The organism is Cutibacterium avidum 44067 (assembly GCF_000367205.1).
GTDB classification, from domain to species: domain Bacteria; phylum Actinomycetota; class Actinomycetes; order Propionibacteriales; family Propionibacteriaceae; genus Cutibacterium; species Cutibacterium avidum.
The window spans coordinates 1805515-1832423 of record NC_021064.1 but is presented as its reverse complement, the minus strand read 5'-3'; the positions used below and the strand labels follow the sequence as shown (position 1 = coordinate 1832423).

At 64.4% G+C, this 26909-nt stretch carries 28 protein-coding genes and 2 tRNA genes; 20 read left to right on the top strand and 10 right to left on the bottom strand.

Annotated elements, in window-relative coordinates; translation table 11 throughout:
- Positions 1–24: 24 nt before the first annotated feature.
- Together PALO_RS08430 and PALO_RS13095 are read right to left on the bottom strand one after the other, a co-directional pair.
- Positions 25–2154 carry a helicase-associated domain-containing protein gene (locus tag PALO_RS08430; protein ID WP_015583205.1) on the bottom strand — a complete coding sequence of 710 codons (2130 nt, stop codon included), beginning with the start codon at positions 2152–2154 and terminating at the stop codon, positions 25–27.
- The gene (locus PALO_RS13095; RefSeq protein ID WP_015583204.1) at positions 2151–2912 is read right to left on the bottom strand and encodes a hypothetical protein; all 762 of its coding nucleotides are present in this window, start codon (positions 2910–2912) and stop codon (positions 2151–2153) included. Before PALO_RS13095 ends, PALO_RS08430 begins: the two co-directional genes overlap by 4 nt.
- Before the next feature lie 165 nt (positions 2913–3077).
- Here PALO_RS13095 and nagB point away from each other — a divergent pair, with 165 nt between their 5' ends.
- From nagB to PALO_RS08410, 3 genes are all read left to right on the top strand, one after another.
- Positions 3078–3863, top strand: coding sequence for a glucosamine-6-phosphate deaminase (gene nagB / locus PALO_RS08420; RefSeq protein ID WP_015583203.1), 786 nt, complete (start codon positions 3078–3080; stop codon positions 3861–3863).
- Positions 3864–4004: 141 nt separating this feature from the next.
- On the top strand, positions 4005–4388 hold the full coding sequence (locus tag PALO_RS08415; RefSeq protein WP_015583202.1) for a cold-shock protein: 384 nt from the start codon (positions 4005–4007) through the stop codon (positions 4386–4388).
- Positions 4388–5188 (top strand): DUF3027 domain-containing protein, encoded by an 801-nt coding sequence (locus PALO_RS08410; protein WP_015583201.1) that lies wholly within the window; start codon positions 4388–4390, stop codon positions 5186–5188. Before PALO_RS08415 ends, PALO_RS08410 begins: the two co-directional genes overlap by 1 nt.
- 22 nt (positions 5189–5210) lie before the next feature.
- Here PALO_RS08410 and PALO_RS08405 read toward each other — a convergent pair whose 3' ends face one another.
- Positions 5211–5489: a DUF2530 domain-containing protein gene (locus PALO_RS08405; protein WP_023032405.1), complete on the bottom strand. Its 279-nt coding sequence runs from the start codon at positions 5487–5489 to the stop codon at positions 5211–5213.
- A 93-nt stretch (positions 5490–5582) separates the two neighbouring features.
- Between PALO_RS08405 and PALO_RS08400 the strand changes: the two genes are divergently transcribed.
- On the top strand, positions 5583–7016 hold the full coding sequence (locus tag PALO_RS08400; protein WP_326998039.1) for an NCS2 family permease: 1434 nt from the start codon (positions 5583–5585) through the stop codon (positions 7014–7016).
- Here the strand turns inward: PALO_RS08400 and PALO_RS08395 are convergent.
- Positions 6991–7701 (bottom strand): hypothetical protein, encoded by a 711-nt coding sequence (locus tag PALO_RS08395; protein ID WP_015583199.1) that lies wholly within the window; start codon positions 7699–7701, stop codon positions 6991–6993. The two genes, PALO_RS08400 and PALO_RS08395, sit on opposite strands and share 26 nt — an antisense overlap.
- A 303-nt stretch (positions 7702–8004) precedes the next feature.
- On the opposite strand from PALO_RS08395, the gene PALO_RS08390 reads away from it, so the two are divergent.
- Positions 8005–8844: a hypothetical protein gene (locus PALO_RS08390; protein ID WP_041710307.1), complete on the top strand. Its 840-nt coding sequence runs from the start codon at positions 8005–8007 to the stop codon at positions 8842–8844.
- Here PALO_RS08390 and serC read toward each other — a convergent pair.
- Positions 8841–9959 (bottom strand): phosphoserine transaminase, encoded by a 1119-nt coding sequence (serC, locus tag PALO_RS08385; RefSeq protein ID WP_015583197.1) that lies wholly within the window; start codon positions 9957–9959, stop codon positions 8841–8843. The genes PALO_RS08390 and serC overlap by 4 nt on opposite strands.
- Before the next feature lie 96 nt (positions 9960–10055).
- Between serC and PALO_RS08380 the strand changes: the two genes are divergently transcribed.
- The 5 genes from PALO_RS08380 to PALO_RS08360 all read left to right on the top strand — a co-directional run bounded on the left by PALO_RS08380 (position 10056) and on the right by PALO_RS08360 (position 15452).
- Entirely contained in the window at positions 10056–11186 is a 1131-nt protein-coding gene (locus PALO_RS08380) for an N-acetylglucosamine-6-phosphate deacetylase (protein ID WP_015583196.1), read from the top strand.
- A 126-nt stretch (positions 11187–11312) separates the two neighbouring features.
- On the top strand, positions 11313–12035 hold the full coding sequence (locus PALO_RS08375) for a metal-dependent transcriptional regulator (protein ID WP_004810805.1): 723 nt from the start codon (positions 11313–11315) through the stop codon (positions 12033–12035).
- Between the two features lie 20 nt (positions 12036–12055).
- Positions 12056–13135 (top strand): hypothetical protein, encoded by a 1080-nt coding sequence (locus tag PALO_RS08370; RefSeq protein WP_021108337.1) that lies wholly within the window; start codon positions 12056–12058, stop codon positions 13133–13135.
- Positions 13136–13276: 141 nt separating this feature from the next.
- Positions 13277–13660 (top strand): thioredoxin, encoded by a 384-nt coding sequence (gene trxA / locus PALO_RS08365; RefSeq protein WP_171023509.1) that lies wholly within the window; start codon positions 13277–13279, stop codon positions 13658–13660.
- Between the two features lie 175 nt (positions 13661–13835).
- Entirely contained in the window at positions 13836–15452 is a 1617-nt protein-coding gene (locus tag PALO_RS08360; protein ID WP_015583192.1) for an MFS transporter, read from the top strand.
- A gap of 3 nt (positions 15453–15455) precedes the next feature.
- Here PALO_RS08360 and PALO_RS08355 read toward each other — a convergent pair.
- Positions 15456–15528 (bottom strand) — tRNA-Arg (locus PALO_RS08355).
- Between the two features lie 165 nt (positions 15529–15693).
- On the opposite strand from PALO_RS08355, the gene PALO_RS11590 reads away from it, so the two are divergent.
- Genes PALO_RS11590 through PALO_RS08340 form a run of 4 tightly spaced genes read left to right on the top strand, consistent with a single transcriptional unit; the run spans position 15694 to position 20091 of the window.
- Positions 15694–16341: a PIG-L family deacetylase gene (locus PALO_RS11590; protein WP_023033324.1), complete on the top strand. Its 648-nt coding sequence runs from the start codon at positions 15694–15696 to the stop codon at positions 16339–16341.
- Positions 16338–18284, top strand: a complete 1947-nt coding sequence (locus tag PALO_RS08350) for a sugar-binding protein (RefSeq protein ID WP_023033325.1) — start codon at positions 16338–16340, stop codon at positions 18282–18284. Before PALO_RS11590 ends, PALO_RS08350 begins: the two co-directional genes overlap by 4 nt.
- 44 nt (positions 18285–18328) lie before the next feature.
- The gene (locus PALO_RS08345) at positions 18329–19723 is read left to right on the top strand and encodes a UTP--glucose-1-phosphate uridylyltransferase (protein WP_015583191.1); all 1395 of its coding nucleotides are present in this window, start codon (positions 18329–18331) and stop codon (positions 19721–19723) included.
- On the top strand, positions 19720–20091 hold the full coding sequence (locus PALO_RS08340; protein ID WP_004810817.1) for a hypothetical protein: 372 nt from the start codon (positions 19720–19722) through the stop codon (positions 20089–20091). The genes PALO_RS08345 and PALO_RS08340 overlap by 4 nt, the downstream gene beginning before the upstream one ends.
- Positions 20092–20097: 6 nt before the next feature.
- Here the strand turns inward: PALO_RS08340 and mscL are convergent, their stop codons facing one another.
- The 4 genes from mscL to PALO_RS08320 form a co-directional block, all read right to left on the bottom strand.
- On the bottom strand, positions 20098–20466 hold the full coding sequence (gene mscL / locus PALO_RS08335) for a large conductance mechanosensitive channel protein MscL (RefSeq protein WP_004810819.1): 369 nt from the start codon (positions 20464–20466) through the stop codon (positions 20098–20100).
- A 113-nt stretch (positions 20467–20579) separates the two neighbouring features.
- Entirely contained in the window at positions 20580–21164 is a 585-nt protein-coding gene (locus PALO_RS08330; RefSeq protein ID WP_306425505.1) for an SAF domain-containing protein, read from the bottom strand.
- A gap of 175 nt (positions 21165–21339) precedes the next feature.
- A complete protein-coding gene (locus tag PALO_RS08325) occupies positions 21340–21636 on the bottom strand; it encodes an FmdB family zinc ribbon protein (RefSeq protein WP_015583188.1) in 297 nt (98 codons plus the stop codon).
- Positions 21637–21719: 83 nt separating this feature from the next.
- Positions 21720–22340 carry a 5-formyltetrahydrofolate cyclo-ligase gene (locus PALO_RS08320; protein WP_015583187.1) on the bottom strand — a complete coding sequence of 207 codons (621 nt, stop codon included), beginning with the start codon at positions 22338–22340 and terminating at the stop codon, positions 21720–21722.
- A 71-nt stretch (positions 22341–22411) separates the two neighbouring features.
- Here PALO_RS08320 and PALO_RS08315 point away from each other — a divergent pair, with 71 nt between their 5' ends.
- The 6 genes from PALO_RS08315 to PALO_RS13165 all read left to right on the top strand — a co-directional run bounded on the left by PALO_RS08315 (position 22412) and on the right by PALO_RS13165 (position 26839).
- Positions 22412–23719 (top strand): MoeA family protein, encoded by a 1308-nt coding sequence (locus tag PALO_RS08315; RefSeq protein ID WP_015583186.1) that lies wholly within the window; start codon positions 22412–22414, stop codon positions 23717–23719.
- Between the two features lie 67 nt (positions 23720–23786).
- Positions 23787–24431 (top strand): GNAT family N-acetyltransferase, encoded by a 645-nt coding sequence (locus PALO_RS08310; protein ID WP_171023519.1) that lies wholly within the window; start codon positions 23787–23789, stop codon positions 24429–24431.
- An 81-nt stretch (positions 24432–24512) separates the two neighbouring features.
- Positions 24513–25310, top strand: a complete 798-nt coding sequence (locus PALO_RS08305) for a hypothetical protein (RefSeq protein WP_187290318.1) — start codon at positions 24513–24515, stop codon at positions 25308–25310.
- Positions 25311–25345: 35 nt separating this feature from the next.
- Positions 25346–26377 carry a TlpA family protein disulfide reductase gene (locus PALO_RS08300; RefSeq protein ID WP_015583183.1) on the top strand — a complete coding sequence of 344 codons (1032 nt, stop codon included), beginning with the start codon at positions 25346–25348 and terminating at the stop codon, positions 26375–26377.
- A 52-nt stretch (positions 26378–26429) separates the two neighbouring features.
- A tRNA-Ala gene (locus PALO_RS08295) sits at positions 26430–26502 on the top strand.
- A gap of 181 nt (positions 26503–26683) precedes the next feature.
- Complete coding sequence (locus tag PALO_RS13165; protein WP_144010458.1) at positions 26684–26839, top strand: transposase; 156 nt, start codon at positions 26684–26686, stop codon at positions 26837–26839.
- The last annotated feature ends 70 nt before the right edge of the window (positions 26840–26909 follow it).

The window sequence follows — 26909 nt, the reverse complement described above, 5'->3', positions numbered from 1 at the left end:
CTTCGAGGGGTCGATGGGACGTCGTCAGGCCGGTTGGCAGGCGGTGATCCGGGACACCGGGACGACCGCCGCCCCGCCACCACCACGGATGACGCATCGCACCGCCCCGGCCGCGACCGCCATGATCCGCACCGTCTGACGCACTGCAGTGCCATCGTCGATGACTCGCTCGATCCGCATCCACGCACCCTCCTGCTGGGCTTGGTGCAGCTGGGCGAGAAGCTGACGGCGATCCGAGAACCCACGGCCCTTGTTGTTGAGCAGTGCCGCGGCAAGGCCCTCCGGATCGGCCTGCGGAGCCGAAGACGTGAGGGCGTCGACCTTGGCGCGAGGGGGAGGGGGAGCCGAGAAGACGTCGCCGTGGGAATCGCGGGCCACGGGGGACATTCCCAACTGGCGAAGGCCTGCCAGCACCTGGTCAGGTTCTGCCTGGGCCACCAGCACCTGCGGTCCAACTCGACGCAGTCCCAGATCAGTCGCCAGAGAACTGCGCAGAATAGCCTCGACGGCAGCCGGGTCGTCGATCTCCAACAGGGCACCGGCGGCGGCCACCGACACTCGACCATGATCACGAACGACGTCGTCGAGGAGGACCAGCAGACCTTGGGGAACATCGCTGAGGGAGTGATCCGTCCACCACTGACGCACACGGTCCCCAGTCCACCCGGCGTCCAGGGCACGACGCAGGCTGGTCCGGGTGAATCGCCGTACACCGGCGATCCCAGTGGACTCCCGATCGGCCAGCAGAGCCAGGTCGGTGGCGGTGTCGGGGGTCAGTGGGCCGGGGGCGATGGCGGTGAGATCGGACTGCAGGATCACCTCGTCAGTGCGTTCCGGCATGTCAGCGCAGGTGAGGGAATCGACGAGATCGGTGCGCGCTCCCAGAGCGATCATCCCCAGCACTCGGCATTCGTCGAGGACAGCCTCGACCAAGGAGTCATCGACTGTGGTGCCCGGCTGACGCCATCGGATGCGGTCGGCGACGAGGCCGGCCTTCACGGGAGTGCCGGGTTCAGCTGTGCTCAGTTCCTCGTGGACGAGGCGTCGCCACGCGCGGGCAGTTGCCGGCGACGAGGCATCCAAGGTGTTGTCCAGGCTTCCGGGAAACTGCGGGATGCGTCTCCAGGCATCGCGCAAGCTCACCCACTGACCCCACAACGAATCAGTGCGCCAGCGGTCCGCGAGCGAGGTGGGCAGCCAGCCGCGCCCGTCGGCACCGATGAATCCGCCAGCCGCCGCGACGGCGAGGTGTACCCAGCCATCGTCCCCCGGGGCCGCCCGCGACAGCACGGTGCGGGCGTCTCGCTTGGCCATGCCGCCACTGGCCAGCAGGGCACAGTCGTGACGCTCCACCCCCTCCAGCAGGGCGGACATCGCGCTGACGGCCTCCAGCGCCGTCCCGAGGCCGGCACGATTGACCAGGGCGGTCTGACGCGGCTCGGGCCATGCTGGTGGGGTGGGGCTGGGCTGTTCGGCAAGGAGACGATTCCCGCGCAGGGGCAGGGCCACCTCACGGGGCAGGATGACGGTGTCATCGTCGAGGGGACGCAACAGGCGGTGGGCCAGCGCCATCTCGACGGGGGTCGTCGCAGTCTCGGGCGTCACCGTGCGTCGAGCATTGGGGAGGTGACCGGTGGGGGACCACACCAGACGCTCCAACACGGCGTGCGCCTTGGGGCCCGCGGCAGCCAGTCTCTCGGCCACTTCCTCAGAGCCCATGGGCATGACGGACACCGGTGCCAACCCGGCTGGGTATCCGGACAGGTGAGTGGTGACGACCTGAATGACGTGCAGGTGGCCGGAATCCTCCAGGACGAGAACCATGTCGAGCAGATCGGAGACGCCGTCCGCGACATCGGCACGAATCGTGCCGGGCTTGGGCGGCCATCCCTGGCAGATGGCGTCAGTCAGTTCAGCCAGCGTGAGGTCTCCCAGTGCTGCCAGGGCGGTCAGCAGGCTCAGTCGCCACCGATCAAGGCTGGAAATGGCGGCATTGATGGAGGCGTGGGTGCCAGCCCGCGAAGAGACCTCAGCGAGGTCGCGTGGAGTGGGATTCGCCAGGTCGGGGCGCAGGGTCAGAAGCCGAGAGAGCCTCTGGGCGTCCAGACCCCGAATCGTGGAGGCAAGGGTCGTCGGTTCATCAACCGCACTCATCGTCGTGGCCTCGGATCCCGAGGCGTCAGCTGACGATCAATGAGAAGGAGCCCGAGTGCGAGCATCACGACGCATCCCAGGCGAGACATCCATGCGAACTGGGCCGGCACGGTTCGTACCGGCGACTCGATCGCGCCACCGATGATGACGACGACCGTCACAGCGGTGAGAGCCTTGCTGAGGCGTCCAGCGGCGAATGGGTGACGCCATGCCAACCACCATGCGAGGAGCAGAGCCGGTATCGACAGTGGGGACCACACGCATCCCAGTGCGAGCACGACGACCCACGGCCATCCCAACGCTCGACACAGGTCCATGATGGACCGGCTGCCGGCGGTGGCGGGCATGCGCGGATCAAGTCGCCGGGGCATCCGGACGGTCTTGAGACGTGGCGGGGGAACCGTCGAGACGGGGTCTCCCGCCGGAGCTGCCCAGGTCGAGGAGCCACTGGCCAACCGGCTTGTGCGGATGGGTTCATGCGGATCTCGATGCTCAACACGGGGGCCGGTCAGTCCTGCCTGGGTGGAGAACGGGTCATGGGGTTCGCGGCGGCCTCGACGACGCGGTATCAACTCGGCCAGCGGGCGGTAGTCCCCACCCTGATAACCACGGGGAGCGACTGATGGCTTCCCGGCAGCCGGGTTGGCAGGAAGGCTCGGGGCCTCGAGAGGAGCGACCCGAGGAGCTTGGAAGGCCCTCGGAGCAGGACGAGAGCCGACGACGTCAACGGGTGCTCTCCTGACGGTGCTCTGTGCCATGTCTCCATGGTAGGGGGTAGGGCCGACCAAGCGGTGCGCTCAGTGTGTGCGGGTCAACGCTCACAGGAGATGATTGTGATCGCTCAGAAACGCTCACCGGGCCATAATCTCAACCTAGACACGAAGCGACGCGCGGCGTGGCCGCGCATGTGAGGGAGGGCCGACATGGAGGTCATCATCTGCTCCGACGAGCAGGCCGTCGGACGGATTGCTGCCGAGCGCATTGCCAGGGTACTGGCCCGGGCGAAGACACCGGTGCTGGGAGTGGCCACCGGGTCGACGCCGCTGACGACCTACTCCTCGCTGGCTGCTCTCGCTCAGGAGGGCAAGGCTGATTTCACCGGTCTGCGCGCCTTCGCCCTGGACGAATACGTCGGTCTTCCCGCCGACGACGAGCGCTCCTACGCCGCCACCATCCGACACACCGTCACCGAGCAGCTCGGTCTGGACCCGGCCGACGTGCACACTCCGGACGGCATGGCGGACGACCTCGACGCGGCATGCGCGGATTATGAGAAGGCGATCCAGGAGGCCGACGGCGTCGACGTCCAGATCCTCGGTATCGGGGCCAACGGTCACATCGGATTCAACGAGCCGACTAGCTCGCTGTCCTCGCGGACTCGTGTCAAGACCCTCGCTGAGCGGACTAAGGCCGACAATGCTCGGTTCTTCGAGGAGGGCGAGAAGGTTCCCAGTCACTGCGTCACCCAGGGGCTTGGGACGATCAGGGACGCCCGCAATGTCGTTCTGCTGGCCGTCGGAGCCAACAAGGCCGATGCTCTCGCCGGAGCTGTCGAGGGTCCGGTCTCGGCGATGTGCCCGGCCTCGGTGCTGCAGTTCCACCCCCATGTTCTCGTGATCGCCGACGAGGCCGCAGCCTCCAAGCTGGCGATGGCTGACTACTTCCGATGGACTGACGGCCAGCGGGGTGATCTCTCCGGCGCCATGTGAGACCCGTCGGTGTGACGCTTCTGGCCCGTCGGAAGCCTTCCCGTCGGGCTGTGGAAAGATCGCGGGTGGTGGACCGTCGACAAGGCTGTAGCCTTGTATGGCGGTCCATTGACCGTCATGACCAGAAGGAGTGAGCCAGAGATGCCAACCGGAAAGGTGCGTTTCTACGACGCCACCAAGGGGTTCGGTTTCCTGACGAAGGACGGTGGCGGCGACGTGTACGTCAACGCTTCCGCCTTGCCCGCAGGGGTGAATACCCTGAAACCCGGTCAGAAGGTTGACTTCGGGGTTGTTGAGGGACGTCGAGGAGAGCAGGCCCTGTCCCTGCAGATCGTCGAGACCCCGGCCTCGCTGTCCAAGGCGAGCCGCAAGAAGCCGCAGGAGATGGCGGTGATCTGCGAGGACCTCATCAAGATGCTCGACAAGATGGGCAATGGCTACCGGCACGGACGTCATCCCGATCCGCGCACCGCCGGCGCGGTGGCCAAGATGCTTCGTGCTGTTGCCGACGAGTTGGAGCTGTGATGACACAGGTGACGTCGAGATCGCGCGCTGCGACCCGGGCCGTCAAGGTTGACGCGACGATCGCGAAGGCTGTTGACCAGGCTCGGGAAGCGGCCGAGCGTCGCGCGGGTGACTTCGGGGTCGGTGAGCACGTCGGGACGATCGTCGAGGACGAGCGCGTTCTGACCCATCTCTTCGAATGCCCGCATCCGGGATACCGAGGATGGCGGTGGGCCGTCACGATGTCGCGTGCCCTGCGCGGACGCAACGTCACCGTCAATGAGGTCGTTCTCATTCCGGGCGACGACTCCCTGCTGGCCCCCGAATGGGTGCCGTGGCGCGACCGAGTGCGTGCCGGGGACATCACCGCCGGCACCCTCATGCCCACCGCTGACAATGATCCGCGCCTGGAGCCTGGTTACACCGGTGGCGAGCTTGCCGCCGACGAGGATCCGGCTGAGTGGGCTACCACCCGAGCTGTGGCGTCTGAGCTGGGGCTGGGCCGTGAGCGTTTGCTGTCGCGAGAGGGCCGTGACTCCACCGCTGAGCGTTGGCTCGCCGGTGAGGGTGGCCCTGACAACGCCATGAGTCGTCATGCTCCTGCCAGCTGCGTCACCTGTGGCTACTTCGTGCGCTTGCAGCACTCCCTGGGGCGGATCTTCGGGGTGTGTTCCAACGAGTTCTCGCCCTCTGACGGCTCAGTGGTCCACGTCGATCATGGCTGTGGCGGTCACTCCGACGTCGTCGAGAAGCATCGCGGTATCGAGCTGCCCGAGCCGGTCTTCGACACCATCTCGATCGACGACTCGTTGTTCGACTGAGTTGTGATCCCCGGGGAGGGGTTCAGTGGCGGGATCGTCGCCAGCAGTATGCCGTGCCGACGATCCCCAGAGCAGTACCCGTCAGGCAGATCCAGAGCCAGTCGCGGTAGCCGTTCTCGGTGAGGTGGTCGAGCATGATCCAGCAGATGATGGACGCCACCGCGAAGGCGATGGTTCCCACGATGCCGACCGTCACCCCGTTCTCGTCGACAGGGGCGACATTGGCCTGGGTTAGCAGGTGTTCACGCTGGTTCGCCACGGTTCCATCGTAATGCCCTGCAACATGGCCGTGACATGTCATCCCTAGAATGCCCCCGTGCCCAGCAACACCGCATCAGCAAGATTCGACAATTGGTTTCATCTCACGGAACGAGGATCGACGAGATCGCGCGAGATTCGCGGCGGCCTCGTCACCTTCTTCACGATGGCCTACATCCTGGCCCTGAACCCTCTCATCATCGGTACCGCGGCGGACAAGAACGGCAAGCTCCTCAACGGGGCTCCGAAGTTCCTCGACGCCGCCGGCACCACCCTCAACACGGCTGCCATTGACGACAACAAGATGATGGTCATGGCCGTCACCGCCTTCGTGGCTGCGATCATGACGATTGCCATGGGTATCTGGGGACGATTCCCGATGGGTATCGCGACCGGCCTTGGCATCAACTCCCTGCTTGCCTACGTCGTCGCCCCGACGATGACCTGGTCCCAGGCGATGGGCCTGGTGGTGTGGGAAGGCGTCCTCATCCTCGTCTTCGTCCTCACCGGCGTCCGAGAAATGATCTTCCGGGCCGTCCCGAACTCTCTACGCTCGGCGATCAGCGTCGGAATTGGCCTGTTCATCGCCTTCGTTGGTTTCGTGGACTCGGGCGTCATCCGTCGCGGCTCCGGCACCCCCGTCACCTTGGGTGTCGGCGGCAGCCTGGAAGGCTGGCCGATCTTCCTGTGCCTGTTCGGATTCCTCCTTCTCGTCGTGCTGCACCAGCGTCACGTCAAGGGATCCATGCTCATCGCGATCATTGGTACCTCCCTGCTCGGAGTCATCATTGAGGCCATCGCTCACCTGGGACCGCAGGGCGAGAAGAATCCCACCGGCTGGGCCCTCAACGTCCCACGGCTGCCCGGGGTGGAGGACTTCCGCCTGCCCGATCTGAGCCTGCTGGGTCACGTCGACCTGTTCGGTGGCTTCCTGGTTGACGGTCACTTCCACGTCGGAGTGTTTCTGGGGACCCTTCTGGTCGTCTTCTCCCTCATGCTCGCCGACTTCTTCGACACCATGGGAACGGTTGTCGCCATCGGAGACCATGCCGGCATCCTCGACGAGACCGGCAACCCCGAGCACCTCAAGGGGATCCTCGTCGTCGATGCCCTGGCTGCCGTCGCTGGTGGTCTCGGGTCGGCCTCCTCGGCCACCGGTTACGTCGAATCGGCCGCTGGCGTGGGGGAGGGGGCGCGAACGGGTATCGCCTCCATCGTCACCGGTATCGGATTCCTGCTGGCGATGTTCCTGTCCCCCATTGTGTCGATCATTCCCTCGGAGGCAGCCGCGCCGGTGTTGGTCTTCGTTGGATTCCTCATGATGGCCCAGGTCACCCATATCGACTGGAAGCACGTCGAGGAAGGTCTTCCGGCCTTCCTGGGCATGGTGCTCATGCCGTTCGCCTACTCGATCACGACGGGCATCGGCGCTGGCCTCATCATGTTCTGCATCACCAAGACCATCGCTGGCAAGGCACGCAAGATCCATCCGCTGTTGTGGGTGGTTGCGGCCCTCTTTGTGGTCTACTTCGTCCAGTCCCTGCTCATGAGACTGTTTGGCCAGATGTGAGGCTGGTGGGTTGAATCCCACCGACGGTGTCCGGTTGCCAGACCACCAAGAGGTCTGGTGCCGGGCGCCCCAGGTCGCTGGCGAGGTCCATCCATCCCGGATATGAGTTGAGGAATTCCAGGATGGCGTCAGCCTCACCTCGCCGCTCGGCCGGTATCTTGTCGACGACATCAGCCAGCCCAAGCCGAGTCGTCAGTACCTGCCCGGTGCGCGCATAACCGATCCTCATGCCAGGTGCCGGTCGCAGCGGAATCTGCGGTTCCCCTACCATGAGCCGTTTGATGGCACAGGTACTGGACAAGCCGACAGCCGCGAGGTCGAAATCAAGCTCATCGAGCCGCGCCACCGACATCGGGATCTCGGTCCATCCCCACGACAGGTGGGTCAACCACTCATTGACGAGTCGCCAGCACCGTCCCAGGCGATCAGGCTCGATGAATCGGCCATGAACCAAGTCCTCGACATCATTGGGAGTTGGCCATCCCACCGGCAGCATCGGTCCCTCGACATTGGGCTTGTGGAGTGGGTGGAACGGGTTGCGCCAACCTGATCGACGATGATGGTGGACGGGTACGCTGAACGTGGCCTCGGTCCACTTACGCAGTTTCGTCGAGAGGCCCTCGTCAGCCCCAAACATGTCGCGAACTTCGTCGATCGCGATGGCGTTGAGTCTCAACCCACCCATGGCAACAGATTATTAGCCATGAGGTCGACATAGGGTGTAATCCATGAATCCACGCTCCAGGCAACACATCATCAGCGGGGTTCTCATCATCCTCGTACTGATCGTCGTGGTGGGATCCCTGCTGTGACAGGTCGGTCCGGCATGGCAGGATGTCTTTTTGTGACCCGACGATCCTGGCCCCGACGTTCCCGCAGCGCGAGTGCGCTGGTGGCCCTGGGATGCGCCTGGGGACTGTCGGCTGGCCCTGCTGCCGCCGTCGATCTCACCATCACGACGGACAAGAAGCTTGGCACCCCGGTTGGCATGGCTGCCGACCTCGACAATGACTGCTACTGGGTCACCGATGGTTCTCCGTCGACGGTCCACTCCCTGCTTGCCCTCGACGAGACGGGCAAGGAAGTCCATCGGGTGAGGTGGGAGCCAGCCTTCCACGACGTGGAGGCGATGGCGTGGGCCAATGGCGTGCTCTACGTCGCCGACATCGGTGATAAGAAAACCAGGCGCCGCGGCATCCGCGTGATGTCTCCCACCTCGACGGCAGCCAATCAATCCACCTACTACGAGTGGATGTTCACCTACCCCGACGGCGCTCACGACGCCAAGGCCATGGCAGTCAGTCCCAAGGGGAGCTTCTACATCGTCACTGACGGTCCCCACTCGGCGATCTACCGTAGTGGCCCGCAGGTCAGCCGCACGGAGTCCAACCCGCTCGAAAAGGTGGCGGACGCCCCCGCCGGGGTCAAGGACGCCACCTTCCTGCCAGACGGGTCACGGCTGGCCATGCTGACCGACCATGAGGTTCGGGTCGTTGACGCCTACTCCTGGAAGGCGGTCGCCAACGCGGCGTTCTCGGGCGGGCAGACCATCACCACCGACACCACACAGAAGACCCTGGAGATCGCGACCTCCGGCAACAAGGTGCAGGAAATCGACTTCCCGACGACGCTGACCTCGATCTCGCCGACCCCCTCGCCGACTCCGAGTGCCAAGGCAGGGGCCACCCAGGCCAGTGGCAAGCCCACCTCCAAGGCGCGCTCAGGCACCCTCATCGCGGTGTTGGGAGCGGTCGCGGTGGCACTGTGCGCCGGCGTCGTGACCTTCGTGCACGACCGCTCCCAGGACACCACCTGGCGACACTGTTAGTCGTGGTGCTCCAGTAACCAATCCAGGCAGGCCGTCAACGCCTCGATGTCGCCGGGCTCGATTGAGCTGAAGGTGGCCACCCTGATCTGATTGCGGCCCAGCTTGCGATACGGCTCGATGTCGAGGATCCCGTTCTCGCGGGCGCGGGCACACAGCTGGGTGGCGTCGACGGACTTGTCGATGTCGATCGTCACCACCACCGGGCTACGTAGCGCAGGATCGGTGACGAAAGGGGTCGTCAACGGGTTGTCCTCGGCCCAGCGGTAGAGGATTCCTGAGGTCGACGCGGTGCGGGATGCCGCCCACGTCATGCCGCCCTTGTCCAGCAGCCAGCGGCACTGCGCCTCCAGCATGACGAGGGTGGCCAGCGCGGGAGTGTTGAGGGTCTGATCTGCCCGGGAGTTCTTCACTGCGACGCTGAGATCGAGCATCTGCGGTACCCAGCGAGCCGAGGTAGTCAATCGTTCCGAGCGTTCGATCGCTGCTGGTGACAGAATTGCGAGCCACAACCCGCCGTCCGAGGACAGGTTTTTCTGCGGTGAGAAGTAATAGGCGTCAGTCTGCGCCACGTCTGCAGCAACTCCGCCAACAGCTGACGTGGCATCGACGAGGACCAGGGAATTCTCGTCAATCTCATCCGGTCGACGGATCGGGGCGACGACCCCGGTGGAGGTCTCGTTGTGAGCCCACGCATATGCGTCGATCTCTCCCAGAGCTTGCGGCAGGGCGAGCTCGCCGGGCGGGGCCTGGAAAACTGCCGGATCTGCGAGGAAGGGAGCTCCTTGCAGGACCGAGGAGAATTTCTTCGTGAACTCGCCGTAAACGCCTGTCGCGGCGCACTTCTCCACCAGGGAGACGGTCGCCATGTCCCAGAAGAGGGTGGCTCCGCCGTTGCCAAGAGCAACCTCATATTCGGCCGGAAGGTCGTAGAGGGTGGAGAGTTCCTCGCGGATCGCGGCGACCACATGGCGGACAGGTGGTTGGCGGTGGGAGGTACCCATCACCGATCCCGGTTCGGACAAACTGGCCACCACCTCCCGTCGGATCCGGGACGGGCCACACCCGAAACGGGGGTCGGAGGGCAGGAGGTCACTGGGAATCCTTGGCTCAGCCATGGTCCTATCCTCGCAGATCTTGGTGCTGACGAAGCTCGTGTTCACGCTGTGACCATGTGGCAGTATGTGGGAAAACCCGCTGTCAAGGAGGCATCGATGATCAGCCGTATTGCTTCGCACCACGTCGTCGCCCGTGACGGAAGTGATTCACCGGCAACGATCACCGTCGAGGCCGGACGCATCGCCAAGGTCGGGGAGGGTATCGATCCGCAGGCTGAGCTCGTCGACGAGTGGATCCTGCCGGGCTACGTCGACACCCACTGCCATGGCGGCGCCGGTGCCGACTTCACCGATCCCGACCATGACGCCGCCGTGCGAGCCGTGGCCTACCACCGCAGCCAGGGTTCGACGACCCTCTTCGCCTCCACGGTGACCGCCGCCATTGACGACGTCGTCGACCAGGTCGGACGACTCCGTCAACTCATCGACGAGGACGAGATCGCCGGCATTCACCTCGAGGGACCCTTCCTCGCAGAGTCGCGCAAGGGTGCCCATGCTGTCGAGCTGTTGTGCGATCCTGACCCGGTCTCGGTGGATCGACTCATCGAGGCAGGAGGGTCTGCTCTCAGGATGGTGACGATCGCTCCGGAGCGCGAGCACGGTCTGGAGGCCGTCGCGACCTTCAGCAAGGCGGGGGTGCATGCCGCCATCGGTCACACCGAGTGCGACAACACCACTGCCAGCGCTGCCGTCGATGCCGGATCCGATGTCATCACCCACCTGTTCAACGCGATGCCGTCCATCCATCACCGCAAGCCCGGTCCGGTCCCGCCGATGCTCACTGACCCGCGCGTGGTCTGCGAGCTCATCTGTGATGGCGTGCACCTGGCACCAGACGTCATTCGGATGGCCATCTTGGCTGCCGGACCGCAGCGCATCGCCCTGGTCACCGACGCCATGAGCGCCACCGGTCAACCTGACGGCGACTACATCCTGGGCAGCCTGCCGGTGAAGGTTGTCGACGGTCGCGCTCGACTGCTGGCCGCCGACGGTTCGCTGGGAGCGATTGCAGGATCCACTCTCACAATGGGTCACGCAGTCGAGTTCGTCACCTCGGTCGTGGGACTGCCGCTGGGGCAAGTTGCCGTCATGGCGGCTACCACACCGGCTGAACTCCACGGTCTGAGCGAGGTTGGCGTCTTGGAGGAGGGGCGCTGGGCTGACATGTGTCTCACCGACGAGAAGGGTCGTCTGGTCCGCGTCATCCGTCGCGGTGAGTCCGTCTGACGACCATGACAGGTATTTGAGCACTAAACTTCCTGACGGGGGTCGCTCGGGCGTGAGCAATGACGCCCCGACCGTTTTGTCAGACAACCTGTCCGATGGGCAGGTGGACAGCGACGCCCCTCGGCTGTGAGGGCGGGGAAGAGGTGCACCGTGAGCAGTGAGCTCGTCGATACAACGGAGATGTATCTGAGGACTCTCTACGAGCTGCTCGAGGAGGGTGTTGAGCTGCGCCGCGCCCGTATCGTCGAGCGACTGCACCAGTCCGGCCCCACCGTCTCCCAGACCGTGGCTCGTATGGAGCGTGACGGTCTCGTGGTCGTCGAGTCTGACCGCTCGATTTCGCTGACGCAGGAAGGCCACGACGCGGCCGAGACGGTGATGCGCAAGCATCGTCTGGCTGAGTGCCTGCTCACCGAGGTCATCGGTCTTCGCCCCGACCTGGTTCATGACGAGGCATGCCGTTGGGAGCACGTCATCTCCGGTGAGGTCGAGAAGCGCCTCACCGAGATCCTCGACAGCCCCGATGTCTCCCCGTACGGTTGCCCCCTTCCTCCCGAGCAGATCGGTCGTCGTCCGGACGACTCCGCCCGTTTCCGCGACGACTCCAAGCCTCTTGACGAGATCATCGCCGAGGCCGGCTGCCCGGTCAGTGTGACCGTCACCCGGTTGTCGGAGTTCTTCCAGGCCACCGAGGGCAACCTCACCGACGTCTACGCCGCTGGACTGTTGCCGGGCATGAGCATCGAGGTCAAGGATGATGTCGACGGCATCCGTCTGACGGGTCCCGACGGTTCGGTTGTCGTCGATCCGGAGGTCCTTTCCGGTCTGTTCGTCGTCCAGAACTCCTGAATCGCGGTGACGATGCCGCAATGAGTGTGTCCCAAACCCTGTGGCCCCGTCAGCTGCCAGATCTGAACCAGATCGCGACGCTCTGTGAAGCGGGTTGGTATGACACCGCCGATTCCATGTTACGGATGACACGGGCGTCCGAATCCGATGATCCTCACTTGGTGCAGGCCGCTGCTGTGACGGCCGTGGCCCGCAGAGTCCTGGCCCTCGATGCCGAAGATTTCGAGGAGATCGGGGACCCCCTGCCTGCTGATCTGCGATCCCGGCTCACTGACGCGGGTTTTCCGCACCACCCGCGGTCAACCGAGAGGGGAGCACTGGGAGACCTGGTGCCCCTCTACGAGCTCATGCTCGAGGTCCTCGACATCCGGATGCATCGCGAGGAGCCACAGCAGGTCGTCGTGACCTGCCACATCCTGGGGGAATACCTGGGCCAGCTGGCCTGGCAGTCGGTACTGGGAGACGGCGGGGACCCGCTCACGTTGCCCGGCAAGGTGGGGGAGAAGTGGGGAGGCGACGGCCAGGACTGCGCCCACACCTCGGCCATGAACGCGACGGCTCGACGCAGCCTTCATGCTGCTCAGGGTGACGAGGAGGGTTACACCTCCTACCTGGACAAGTTCCATTCCAGATTGGGTGAAGCCCTCGGGGTGTGCGCGATGAACCACGCCACCATTGATGCCGGTGAGCGTCCTGACGTCGGTATCACCTGTCCGCACCCGTGCCAGTGGGTGCTCGCCGGTACGTGGGAGGACCGCCGGGCCCTGGACGCTCGGGTGCGACTGGCCCGTATCTTCCAGGAATCTGGCCTGGTGGCCCTGCGCCATCATGCCCCAGTGGGACATTTCTTCGGGGTGCCGTCGGGCAGTGAGATCGGCAGTGCCTGGGTGACGACCTGGAACAAGCTCAATGAGCAGTGGTCGGACGGGTCCAACCCGATGCTGGACCCCTTGGCTCCCGGCTACGACGTCGACGTCTCCGACGAGGCACTGCCCGGCCTGTCCCGCGTGGTGTCGGTCATCGCCGCGCGACCCATTTGTGCCGGCCATCTGCTACGTGATCTGGGAGCGACGGCGATTGCCGAGTTGAAGGCCGTGTGACATTCAAGGCGGCATGGCACCGAGCGCTGCGACATCGAGGTGAATCACGGATTGGCACATCGGGAATACGCCAGCTCCTGATGCTGTTGCACCACACATGGGCCGAGGCGCCACGGCGTTGCGGTCGACCGAACCCAAACAATTACCGGGAGGTACAACGTGGCTACCGTCGCATTGACCAAGGACAACTTCTCCTCGACCATCGATTCGAACGATGTCGTCCTCATCGACTTCTGGGCATCCTGGTGCGGGCCGTGCCAGCGTTTCGCGCCCATTTACGAGGACGCCGGTGAGCGTCACACTGACGTGACCTTCGCCAAGGTCGACACCGAGGACCAGCAGGAGCTGTCCGCCGGTCTGGAGATCACCTCCATCCCGACGATCATGGCCTTCCGTAATGGTTACCTCGTCTTCCGTCAGTCCGGCCTGCTGCAGGGCCGTCAGCTCGACGAGCTCATCGAGAAGGTCAAGGAGATCGACGTCGAGGATCTCAAGAGGCAGGCCGCGGCCCAGAAGCAGGGCTGACACCGAGTTTTCTCATTCCCGCCAATGTGTGCGGATACGGGGTCGGCGACAGGGTGGTAACGTCCTGCCGTCGACCCTGCTTACGTCATACGTGATTGAGTCATGGATGCCGGGCGGGTCGCGGTGCCGAGCGCAGTGGTGCGTCGGTGCGACATCCCGTCCATAGGAGTTGTCCGTGACATCGAGAACCGAGGTCGCCGAGCTCGTCGAGACGACGCGACCAGCAGGCCCGAAACGCCGTATTGGTGTGGTGGCGGCGGTCGCCACCCTGGGCTCACTGCTCTTCGGCTATGACACCGGGGTCATCTCTGGCGCCCTACCCTTCATGTACCTGCCACATGGTGCTGGTGGTTTGGCTCTGACGGTGGGCCATGAAGGTGCCATCGGAGGGACGCTCACCCTTGGTGCGGCCTTCGGCGGGCTCATCGGCGGCATGATGAGCGATCGCTGGGGACGCCGTCATAACCTGCTGACCCTCGCTGTCCTGTTCATCATTGGTGCTCTCGGCACGGCCGTGGCTCCCAGCATCTGGGTGATGTACCCCTTCCGGGTGGTGCTCGGCTTTGCCGTTGGCGCGGCCTCGGCAACGGTGCCGGTCTATCTGTCGGAGACCTCTCCGAAGCGGATGCGTGGCCGCATCGTCGCTCTTGACCAGTTCATGATCGTCTTCGGTCAGCTGCTGGCCTTCTCCGTCAATGCCGCCATTTCTGCGGCACATGGCGGCCCGACCCTGACGGTGACGGCGGATCCGTCCGGTCGGCTCGCTCCCGGAACCTATTCCTGGGACAAGTTGCAGGCCATGGCGACGTCCCATGGCGGAACGATGAGTGACGAAGCTTTCCACGCCTTCGTCATGCAGCTGTCGGTGTCCGCCGGATCTGGTGGAGCCTGGCGGTGGATGCTCGTGGTGTGCACCCTGCCGGCTGTCGCCTTGTGGATCGGTATGCGGAGGATGCCTGAGTCGGCGCGCTGGCACTTGAGCCACGGTCGGCTGCAGGAGGCGATTGCATGTCTGAAACAGGTGCGCGTCGAAGGGGCTGACGAGCCGATCGTCGACGAGGTCACCGAGATGGTCGAGCTCAACGGTGAGGGCGGCAGACTTACTCATCGCCAGCAGTGGGCCGTCGTCATGGAGTCGCGGTGGACGCGTCGTCTTCTGCTCGTCGGAATTTTCCTTGCCGCGGTCAACCAGACCACAGGTGTCAACACCGTCATGTACTACGCGCCGAAGGTGCTGGAATTCGCAGGGATGAGCACCCAGGCCTCGATCATTGCCCAGGTGGCCAACGGCGTCATGTCCGTCATCGGCGCCGGTGCTGGCCTGTGGCTCATCGAGAGGTTCGATCGTCGGCACCTTCTGATCTTCGACGTCACCGCTGTCGGTGTCTGTCTGCTCGGGATTGCCGCCACCTTCGGATTCGCCATTGCTCCGCATGTGGGCAAGGGTGTGCCGGCATGGGCGCCCATCCTCGTGCTCGTCCTCATGAGCATCTTCATGCTCATCGTCCAGTCCACCAACGGCACGGTGGTGTGGACCATGCTCGGTGAAATGTTCCCGACCCGGATGCGCGGAGCCATGAACGGTGCCGCGGTGTTCTGCGGATGGCTGGCGAACGCGACGATCACCTGGACGTTCCCGGCCATGCTGGCAGGGCTTGGTGGTGCCGGAACCTACCTCACCTACGGCATTGTCAACCTCGTTATCGCGCTCATCCTGGTCAAGGTGATGCCGGAGACGAGGGGACGCTCCCTGGAGGAGATCGAGGTCGAGATGAAGCGATGGTACGCCTGAGGGCGGCCCCGATAGGATTCGAACCTACGACACATGGTTTAGGAAACCACTGCTCTATCCCCTGAGCTACGGGGCCCTGCCCACGAAGGGCCACACCAGCCTAGTCCGGTGTGGTGGGCAGGGCCAACCCCGCCTTCCAGGTGGACTGGGATGTCCTGTCAACTTCGTGGGCCACGCAGGTGGGCCTCGCTACACTCGGTCATCAACACCTGACCGCCAACCACCTGCGATGGGAGTGGGGATGACCCAGCCCAGGCCTGAACGTCTCGACGTCCTCTTCATCGGTGCTCATCCTGACGACGAGTCCGGTTTGCTCGCTGCTTTCGGACGGTGGCGTCACGAGTGCGGAGTGAAGGTGGGCGTCGTGTCCATCACCCGTGGTGAGGGTGGCGGCAATGCCGTTGGCAGCGAGGACGGTCCGCTGTTGGGTCTGCTGCGGGAGAGGGAGGAACGTAGCGCCCTGTCCCTGGTGGGCGTCGAGAGGTTCTTCTACCTCGACAAGGTCGACTTCTACTACACCGTTTCGGCGCCCCTCACGGCTCGGGTGTGGGGACGTCTCGACACCCTCTCTCGGCTTGTCAGGGTGGTCAGGGCGACCCAGCCGTCGGTCATCATCACCATGAATCCAGCCCCGATGCCGGGACAACACGGCAACCATCAGATGGCCGGTCGGCTGGCCGTCGAGGCTTATCTGGCAGCGGCTGATCCCACCTTCGCGCCCGACCAGGTCGAGGTCGAAGGACTTCAGCCGTGGCAGGTGTCACGGCTCCTCCTGGACTCCTTCGGCGGGGGGCGCCCCACTGGTCCGGACGCAGCCCTGGTGCCTGAACAGGCTGATGCCAGCACCGTTTACGCGCTGTGGGAAGGGCCACTGACGATGCCGGTGTGACCTGGGCCCACCATCAGCGTCAGGCTCAGCGGAGATTCATCTCCCAGGGCTGGGCATGTCTGGGAGATGTTCCCACCCAGCCCCATCTCATCGGTTCAACCTTCCTAAGCCAGGTGGCATCCCGGGTCCCCCACCCTCAGATGGGGACCCCGGAAGCATCTCGCGTCGACGCCGTGCTCGCCGGTGCAGCAGTGCGGCAGGATGGCGGGTTGCCGCTGGGAACGACGGTTGACCTGGACCTTTCCGCGACGGCCACGGTCGGGCAGGTACTCAATGGTCGTCTTTCCCTTTCCGGTGATCTGTCCGGAGTGACCCTCGAGACCGTCGCACCCGAGGGCTGGCAGGTGGAGATCGGAGAGATCGATGAGGTTTCCCCCGAGTCGTCGTTCACCACCGAGGTGAGGGTGACGATTCCGACGAATGCGTTTGAGGGGCCAGCTCGGGTCGGGCTGCGGATCCGTGCCGATCAGGGAGTGGGATACACCGACACGCGAGTCGTCGTCCTGCCAGCAGTGAGTGCCCACCAGGATTTCCTGCCCCAGGTCAGCCAGTATGAACAGTGGGTTGACTCAATCGGGATGCCTCAGCTTTCAGGGCTGGTCAGGTCGGTCGTGACGCTGGGATCAGGGCTGACGAGGCGGCTGGGGTTGGGCGTCACCAATCACAGCGACCGGGAGCAGTCCGGCGATGTCATCCTGGACCTTCCTGAAGGGTTCGATGTTGCCTGCAGCCGCATCAGCTACGGTCCGTTGTCGCCGGGAGAGGCATGCCGGGTCGAGGTGGAGCTGACGAACACCGACTCCACCCTGGAGACCGGCAAATATGGCGGCGACTACGAGTACACCCTGACGGTGACGTCGCAGGACGGTCAGTGGTCCACTCCGCAGTGGATCGAGCTGGTGCCGTCCACCCGTGTTCCCCATGCTCCACGTCCTCCCAAACTCGATGGTGCCTTCGACTCCGAGGTCTTTACAGGCGAGCCCATGGACATCTCCCGGGTCTGGGAAGGCGACGAGTGTGCGGCCATGCGTGACGTCTCCGGGAAGGTCTGGATGGCCTGGTACGACGACTACCTCTACGTCGATGCGTCCGTTCATGACCCCAAGCGGGGATCGGTGTTGGCCAGCGCCGACTGCAAGGGCCATTGGCGTACGGATTCCCTGGAGATCGACATTGATCCGCAGGGGACCTCAGAGAACACCTCGTCCACCTTCAAGGCGGCCGTCATCCCCTTCACCTCGGACGTCGGGGCGTGGGCTCTGCGTGACGCCGACCAGCGTCAGGGGCCGGCCTGGCAGACCGCTCCCGGCATGAGATGGACCGCTCGACCGATTCCGGACGGCAGCCACATCCAGGTGGCCATTCCGATGTCAATCCTGCCCTCACCCATCGACCCCAACCACATCGGGGTGAACATCCTCTATTACGACACCGACTCCGACCAGACTGCCAAGAGTCGCATTGGTTGGTCGGTGTGGGGAGGGGTACAGGGAGACCCCTATCGCTGGGGAGTTGCGGTCCTCGACGATCATCCCGGCCAGGGTCGGGACTGGCCGGTCGACGATCCCCTCATGCCACTGGACGCCCTCAATTCAGCGGATTCCCCGCAATCCATCGAGCAGGCCATGACGACAGGGATCGGATTGTCCGGGCTGGCACGTCTGGACTCGCGCCGGGCCGGGGAAGTCATCTCCGCGAGCTGGGTGGGGGACGCGGTTTCCGTCGGCCTACACGGTTGGGTCGGGGGAGTCGTCCATGTCCTGCTGGTGGACCGACGCTCCCGCACCATCACCTCCAGCGTGGCAACGGTGGACGAACCTGGTCAAGTGACCTTGACCCTGTCCCCGGAGCGTCGCCCTGGGGGCCGGGTTCGCGTTCTGGTTGCGTGGCTCACCGGTGACGGGGTGGCATGCTCCACCGTGCCGGTAGACCCTCCTCGATAGACTGGAAACGTCCGTCTACCAGCAGTACCAGCAGGGGAGCAAGGATGAGCGAAGAAGGACTTGAAGCTGCACGCCAGAAGATGACCGAGGCAGGTGTCGATCCCGTCGCCATCAATGTCTTCACCTCCTACTACCACCAGCTCGAGACCGGTGTCACCGGACTCATCCGCGAGGACACCATCTCCCCGCTGATCGATCCGCCGATGCTCGACGACGTCGAGCTCAGCGAGGAACAGGCTGCTGATGCCCTCGACAAGACCGTCATCATCAAACTCAACGGCGGGCTCGGAACCTCAATGGGGCTCGATCGCGCCAAGTCGCTGCTGGAGGTGCGTGACGGCAAGTCATTCCTCGACATCATCGCCACCCAGGTGCTGTCGGCCCGCAAGGAGTTCGGCGCCCGTCTGCCGCTGATGTTCATGAACTCCTTCAACACCCGTGCGGACACCCTCAAGGCCCTCGAGAAGTACCCGGACCTGGCCGTCGAGGGATTGGACCTGGACTTCCTGCAGAATCAGGAGCCCAAGCTCGACGCCGAGACTCTCGCCCCGGTCGAGTGGGAGAAGGACCCCTCCTTGGAGTGGTGCCCGCCGGGCCATGGTGACCTCTACACCGCCCTGCTCGGATCCGGTGTGCTCGACAAGCTCCTGGCGGCCGGGTTCAAGTACGCCTCGGTGTCCAACGGCGACAACCTGGGAGCGGTCCCCGACGGTCGTCTGGCTGGCTGGTTCGCTGCCTCGGGTGCCCCGTACGCCGCTGAGCTGTGTCGTCGCACCATCAATGACAAGAAGGGTGGACACCTGGCCGTCCGCAAGTCCGACGGTCAGCTCATCCTGCGCGACACCGCTCAGACCGCCGATGAGGAGATGGAGTACTTCACCGACGAGAACCGTCATCCCTACTTCCACACCAACAACCTGTGGTTCGACCTCGAGGCCCTCAAGAAGGTCCTCGACGAGCGTCACGGCGTGATGGGGCTGCAGATCATCCGTAACGAGAAGACCGTCGACCCGAAGGATTCCTCCTCGACCCCGGTCATCCAGATCGAGTCGGCCATGGGCGGTGCCATCGAGATTTTCGAGGGCGCCACTTGCATCTGCGTGGATCGTTCCCGGTTCCTGCCGGTCAAGACGACCAATGAGCTGTTGCTGCTGCGTTCCGACGTCTACGATCTCGACGACTCCGCTCACTTGGTCAAGATGACTGACGACACCTGCGCCATTGACCTTGACAAGGAGTTCTACAAGAAGGTCGGTGACTTCACCGACCGCATCCCGGAGCCACCGTCGCTGCGCAGGGCCACCTCTCTCACGGTCAAGGGAGACTGGACTTTCGGACCGGGGGTTGTCGTCGAGGGAGATGTCTCTCTCAGCACCGAGAAGCCTCAGACGATCCCTGACGGCACCGTACTTACCGGCGAGATTCCCGGTGAGAAGTGACACCTGATCAGCAGTGTTGGGAGGCAGTGGCCGCAGTCCTCACCGGACAGCGGTTCACCGCCCCTGACGAGCCCGGTTGGGAGGCAGCCGACCTGGTGGAGTGGCTGATCGGGTTGGGTTGGCCTGCTGGACGACTCGCGCAGCGGCGTGCTGAATGCCAACAGGCCGGTCGCTCGTGGCCCGATCCGCTTCCCGGCGACCTGTCCACCGGACTTGAGTTCGCCCGCTATGGAGCGGTGCTCGCCCAGGCGCGTCGGATCGCCGGGCTGGACGGGTTGAGCGCGACAGTGCATCGTGGCGCGGTGGTCATCGGGCCGGACGAGGCTCGTCTGTTGGCCGAACGACCACCACACAGCGTGTTGCACTGAGGCAGCTCACTGAACCGGACGGGAACGCAGCTCGTCGCGGATCTCGATGAGCAGATCGGCGGTGGTGGGGGCGGCCACCGGCTCCTCCTCGGTGTGCTTGAGCTTCTTCGTGGCGATCTCCACGGGCTTGATGAGCCCGAAGTAGATGACGAGGGACATCACGAAGAAGGAGATGACGTCGGTGATGAAGGCGCCGACGTGGACCCCACCGGGTACCCAACCTGAGAAGTTGGGGGTGCCGCCGATCCTGCCGAGCAGATCCATGATCACTGTGGTGAACGACTTGACGACGGTGGAGAACGCGCCGCCAAGGATGAATGCCACGGCGAGCTCGATGAGGTTGCCGCGCATCAGGAAGTCCTTGAATCCCTTCACGGGGCTCCTTTCGGGTTGTGGTGTGTGCCCAATGGCCTCGGGCCCGTCGAGAACTATAATGGGACATCAGGTGTGCGGCTAACACCGTTCACGCTGTTTCGCCGGATGCGAACTCATTCCACAACCAGTCCCAGGGGCTGTCCTTGGCCTGCCACGGCGATCGCCGCGGCATCGGCCGATCGGGTGGACACCACCACCAATTCCGTGGACGGGGAGCCTTGCACGAGTCCACCCCCGCTGGTGGGCAGGCTACGGATGATCGCGCCACGGGTCAGGACGTGCGGTGTTCCATCCTCGCCGGGGGAGACGACGGACACCCGCTGGCCCACCTGCAGCATCCCGACCATCGACGAGTCGACAAGATGGATCCCTACCAGGGCTTTCCCGGATCCGACGCTGGAGCCGGACAACACGGCGGACGTCGTCAGAATCGTCCCCTCAGTGATGCGAGCCGATGCCTGGCGGCCCTCCACCTGAGCGAGGGTGGCTGTTTCATGGGGGAGGACGGCAGGATCCACGCGGACGGTACGTAGGTCAGAGCGTTGAATGGTGCGTCCGCCCTCGATGGGACGGGCGGCAACGATGACCTCTCGTCCGGAGGATGTCGTGGCGATTCCGGGGGAGGCCACGAGCAGCACCGCCAGTGCGGCGAGAAGGGCTGCCAGGCCGCGTCGATGGCGTGCGACGAGGACATGCAGACGACGTCGCGCGGTGGTCTTGTGCTTAAGGGTCGATTGTGGTCGGCGAGGGTCCTGGGAGTTCTTCGATGTCAGTCTCACACCCACAGTTATCGTCGGAGGAGACGAAATCGTTCAGTTGTCCACAGGGCAATTTCTGTCCACAGGCAGTTCACGTCCTGTCCGGACCCTCCACTCAGGACGCGCTGTCAGCAGTCTTCGTCGTCGAGGGGGATGACGAAGACTGCTCGGACTTCGTCGAGGAGGAATCGGAGGGGGTCGAGCTCTCTGCGGTAGCCGCCTTGGAGGCTCCCTTGGTGTGATTGTCGGTGGAGTAGAAGCCCGACCCCTTGAAGACCACGCCCACTGCGTTGAAGACCTTGCGCAGCTCACCCTCACAGGTGGGGCATTCGGTCAGCGAGGGATCGCTGAACTTCTGCACGACCTCGAGGTCATGGCCGCAGTCGTTGCATCGATATTGGTAGGTGGGCATGGTCTCCTCGTTCCGGCCCGATCGGTGTCAGGCGCCTGTCGAATGATAGGCGTACTGCCGGGTACCAAGAAATTCCGCGTCATTCACTGACCCAGCAGGTGTAGGCCAGTGGGAGTGAGAGCAGCGGTGACCGGCTCGTCCCATGGATCATGGGGAACCTCGTCGACGATCTCGTCGTCATCGACGACCGCCCACACCGGAACCCCAGGAGCTCGCTGGGTGAGGACGCGGTCGTACCAGCCGCCTCCCACGCCAACCCGGTACCCCGCCCGGTCGATCAGCAAGGCTGAGCACAGCACGACCTCGGCCACGGTGATGGCCGAGGCTGGCAGCACAGGAGCGATCGGCTCGGGGATCTGCCACAGACCGGTACGTACGTTCTTGCCGTCGTACCACGCCCACGCCGGTTCGTGCAGGGAGTGACCGTGGCCGTCCGTCAGGACCGGAGCAAGAACCTGTTTTCCCATCATGACGAGGGTGTCTGCCAGTCCTACAGTGTCCGGTTCGTCCCCGCGAGACAGGTAGAGGGCGACCTTGTGGGCCCACAGCAGCCGACTCATGGCGTGCTCGGTGCGTCGGTCGTCCCTGCTCATTCGGGTCCGATGGTCCACGGCTGCCCGGCGGTCATGGCAGCCACGTCGGAGCTCCTCCTTGCCGAGCCGAGGACCAGAGAGGTCCTCATCGGCGAGGCCGTGGTGCGTCATCACCCCCCTCATGGTACGCCCTGGCCGAGTCGCTGTCGGCCAGACAGCGCAATGACCTCTAGGGTGATGCCATGGCGTTGTTCCACAGGAAGAAGCAGGTCGATGCCCCGGAGCCCGAGGTGGAGCCCCTCGGTCTGCCGGGAGCGCCCGAGACGGACATGTCCGGGCGTCGGTCAGTCGTCGATCATTGCGACTACCTGTGCAGCCTCGTGCAGGCCGTTCCGCCAGTCGCCATGGACTTGCCGCGGGCCGTGGGGCTGGCGGTGTGTGAGGACATCCATGCACCTCATGACGTCCCGGTGGTGACGACCGCCGTCATCGACGGGTATGCCCTCGATTCTGCGTCCACCAGGATGGCAGGTCGTTCTGGTGCCGTGGAGATCCAGGTCGATCGTCGGCCTCCCACTCCGGTGATCCCGGGCACTGCTGTGCGCGTCATGGCTGGGTCACTGTTGCCGGAGGGCACCGATTGCGTCCTCCCACTGGACCTGCTCGACGCCGACGGTGACATCGTGCTGTTCTCTCCGGTCAAGAGGTGGGCTGGGGCTCGCCTCGCGGGTTCGGACTACGGATCAGGTGAGGTTCTGGTCCGCAATGGGACGATCCTGCATCCCGGGATCATCTCGATGCTGGCCTCGGCCGGTATCGACGAGGTGTTCGTACGGCCGCGGCCCAAAGTCGTCATCGTCGCGGTGCGAGCTGATGAGGACCAGCGCGAGGAGATCGAGAGGCGGGCTCGGGCCAATGGCGTCGAAGAGGTTGCCTCCCTCGATGCCACCGCTGCAGCCATCGAGTCCGCCACCCGAGCCCTTGACGTCGACGTCACCGTCATCTCCAGCGACACCTCGAGCGACAGCGAGTTGGCACGGCTGCTCGCCAATGCCGGGCGTGGTGCGGATCTCGTCCTCACCACCAGCGATCATATGGTTGTCGGTCAGCAGGACCCCGTCTCCTCGGTACTGCCACGAATGGGAGGTACTGACTTCGCCAGGGTGGCGATGGAGCCGGGGGCCAATCAGGGATTCGCCCTCATCGACCCGAGCCTGGTCCCCCTGGTCGTCCTGCCGGCAGGCCCTGGACCAGCTCTCATCTCGTTCATGGTGTTCGTGCAGCCTCTGCTGCGCAAGCTGTCGGGCCTGCCGCCGGCCGATGTGCTCAGGGCCGAGACGGATCGTCCGATTGCCCGTCACCCGGACTCCACCACCTTCGTCCCGGTGCGTCTGGCCCGAGTCGGAGGCCGTCCGGTCCTCTTGCGAGCGGGAATGGGTGATGTCACTCACGCCATCGACCTGTCGATGGCCGACGCGATCGCCGTCGTCGGGGCGGGCGATGAGCCGGTTCCGACCGGTATGCCGCTGGTGTGCTGGCGGTTGAGGTGACGCCATGGCCTCAGCTCGTCTGCCGTGGGGGGTGACGCTGCCACGTCACCACCATTGGCCGGTGACCCTGCAGGCCGGTGGGGTGGTTTTGCGTCCGCTTCGGCGAGCCGATGAGGTGAGATGGACGACCACGCGCGAACTCGACTGGGAATGGCTCGCTCCTTGGGAGGCGACGAAACCACCGGGGTCCCACGAGCGCGTAGGTGGATATCTCGCGATGGTCTCCAGGAATCGCAAGCGTGCCAAGGAAGGCAGCAGTCTGCCGTGGGCCATCGGTTGGGACGACGGATGGCCCGATCATCGGGCCACCAACCGTGCCACGACTCCGCTCATCGGTCAGCTGACGGTGTCGTCGATCTCCTTGGGATCGGCGATGTCATGCTCGATGGGCTATTGGGTGGCGTCCGCCCATGCGGGCAAAGGGGTCGCGCCGACAGCAGTGGCCCTGGCATGCGACTACGTCTTCCAAGTGATGGGGTTGCACCGAGTCGAGATCTGCGTGCGTCCTGAGAACGTCAAGAGCTTGCGTGTGGTGGAGAAACTCGGCATGACAGAGGAGGGTATGAGGCCCGCTTACCTCCACATTGACGGTGAATGGCGCGATCACCGAGTGTTTCGTCTGCTGGCCGACGACTACCCCGATGGCGTCCTGTGCCACTACCTCGCCAACCACCTTCTGCCGGGGTCGCCGGTGAGCGAGGACGAGGACTGAACCACATGGTTGTGATTCGTTTTCCGACACTCCGCGTGTGGTCCACGCGACACGCCGAAGAGAGACCGTAGCGTGTCAATCGTGCAAGCCGTCCAAGCTGTTCTCATCGCCATCGTCCTCGTGGGATGGATCGCTTATCTCGTCCCCACGGTCGTCAATCGTCGACGTTCCCAAGAGGTGTCTGATGACAGGCACGAAGACTTCCCGGACACCATGAACGTGGTGTCCCGAGGCTTTTGCACAGTTACCCCTGACAAGACCGAGGACGGCCCCGAGGTGGAGCTGTCCACCCCGTACACCAGGTCGTACGCCCGTCGTGACTTGAGGCGGTCCTGGGCGGTGGCTGCCAAGCGTCGGATGGCGACGATGTTGGTGCTGTTGAGCTTGACGGTGCTCTTCATGGTGCTTGCCATCGCCGACGTCACTCCGTGGTGGCTGGTGGCGATCTTCGCCCTTCTGCTGGTCGGGTTCTTCGCCCTGGCGCGGTGGTCCGTGGTGGAGATGACGAAGCGTTTTGATCGTCGTTATGCCCTCATCGACAGGGGATGGGACGAGGAGACCATTGTCTTGGAGGTGAAGACGGAGCCCTTTCGCACCGACGACGAGCCCACTTCCTGGACCATCGACCTCGACCGTCCGGTGACGGCCCCGGAGGGCTCGCTGTGGGACGACGTCGTCGTCACTGCTCCCACCTATGTCTCGACGCCGTTGAGCGCCCGGACCGTTCGCACCATCGACCTCTCCGCTCCCGGCCCGGTTCCTGGCCAGGTTGACACCCCCGTCGTCGCAGAGAAGCCGGTCGAGGCCTCCGACGACGAGCAGTCTGTCTCGGAGGTCCATGAGGGGCCATCGGGGATTGTCCGAATTGCGTCGGCCTGAGCACGGTTCCGACAGTCGCCAGATGAGGTGGCACAATGGCACCCGTGTTGTCCGGTCTGACGCTGTGCGCGGTGCTTGCCGCGGTCGTTCTCCTCGTCTCGGGCGTCAGCAAGGTTCAGTCTCGTGACACTGTCGGCGACGCCCTCGACGCACTTGGCCTTCCCGGTTCGCAACTGCCGTCGGGAGTGCTGTCCATGCTGCCGTGGGCAGAGATCGTGCTTGGTGCCCTGCTGCTCATCGTCGGTGGGGTGTTCGGCATCATCGTCGCCTCCTGTGCCGTCGCGCTGTTCTGCCTCTATCTCGTCATCATCATTCGGGCAGTCGTGACGATCCCGGATCCGGTGGACTGCCATTGTTTCGGTGATCTTGCCCCCGGTGACATCGGAGCTCGAACCATCGTCCGCAACGTCTTGCTCGTCGCTGCGTCGGTGTTGGCCCTCATCGCGGCCACTGACGATCGTCGTCCGGCCATCGAGAGGATCGTCAAGGCCTCAGCCGGTGACCTGTGGTGGTGGCTTGCCGCTGTGCTGACGGTCGTTGTCGTCGCGACGGTGCTCTACCGCCCGGTCGATGATGTGGCCGAGGAGGACGACGCCGAGGAGATCGCCGACTATGAGTCGGTGCCGATTCCGCTGGCATCGGTGACGGATGCCGAGGGACGCACCACCACCCTGCGTGGCCTGGTGGCGCAGCGCCCGGTTCTGCTGATCTTCGTCTCTCCCGGTTGCGGTCCGTGCGAGAGAGTCATGACGAAGGCTCCGGGATGGATGATGCTGTTGCCCGAGGTTGACGTGCGATGCCTGGTGACGAGCGAGTCTGTTCGCGAGGCACTGCCGGAGTCGCTGCGTCCGCTGTCCCTGGTTGACAAGGACGGGTCCACGAACCTGGTCTTCGAGGTTCATGGGTACCCGACGGCGTGGTTGCTGGGTGTGGATGGTCGTATTGCAGGTGGACCGCAGAAGGGTCCGTCGAACATCGAGATGATGGTTCAGGACATGCGCGCCGTCCTCGACGACGTCGCCAGCGAACAGGGACAATCCGGGGCTGACGAGGTCCTTGTCGACTGAGTCACGTCCGTGGCGCGGGTCGCCCGGATGTGGTAACGTAACCGCGTTGTTGGGGGCATTGGCGCAGTTGGTAGCGCGTCTCGTTCGCAATGAGAAGGTCAGGGGTTCGAATCCCCTATGCTCCACCCCACCACAAGGCCCGAACTTGCGCCATCCTCGATGGTTTCGGTTCGGGCCTTGTTGCTGTCTTGGGCTCAGGTGATCGTGCTCAAGCGCATGCGCCGTCTGGACGGGATCGATCAGATCGTACTGTTGTTGACCGCGCGGGTTGATGACTGGTGAGATCGCCGCGCACTTCGACGAGGTTTGTGGGGGCGACGGCCTCCACACACCATCAGCCAGATCACGGAGAAGGCCACCGGTGCACCCACCCAATGGGCGAGCAGACCGCTGGATGCGATCTATCCGGTGATTATCGTCGACATGATCGTGGTGACGGTTCCTGACGGGGCAAGTCCGTAACGCCCCGTTCCATGCTGTGAAGGGCGTCACGGTGAACCGGGGCCGCGCCATCCTCGCCATCTGGGGTGGC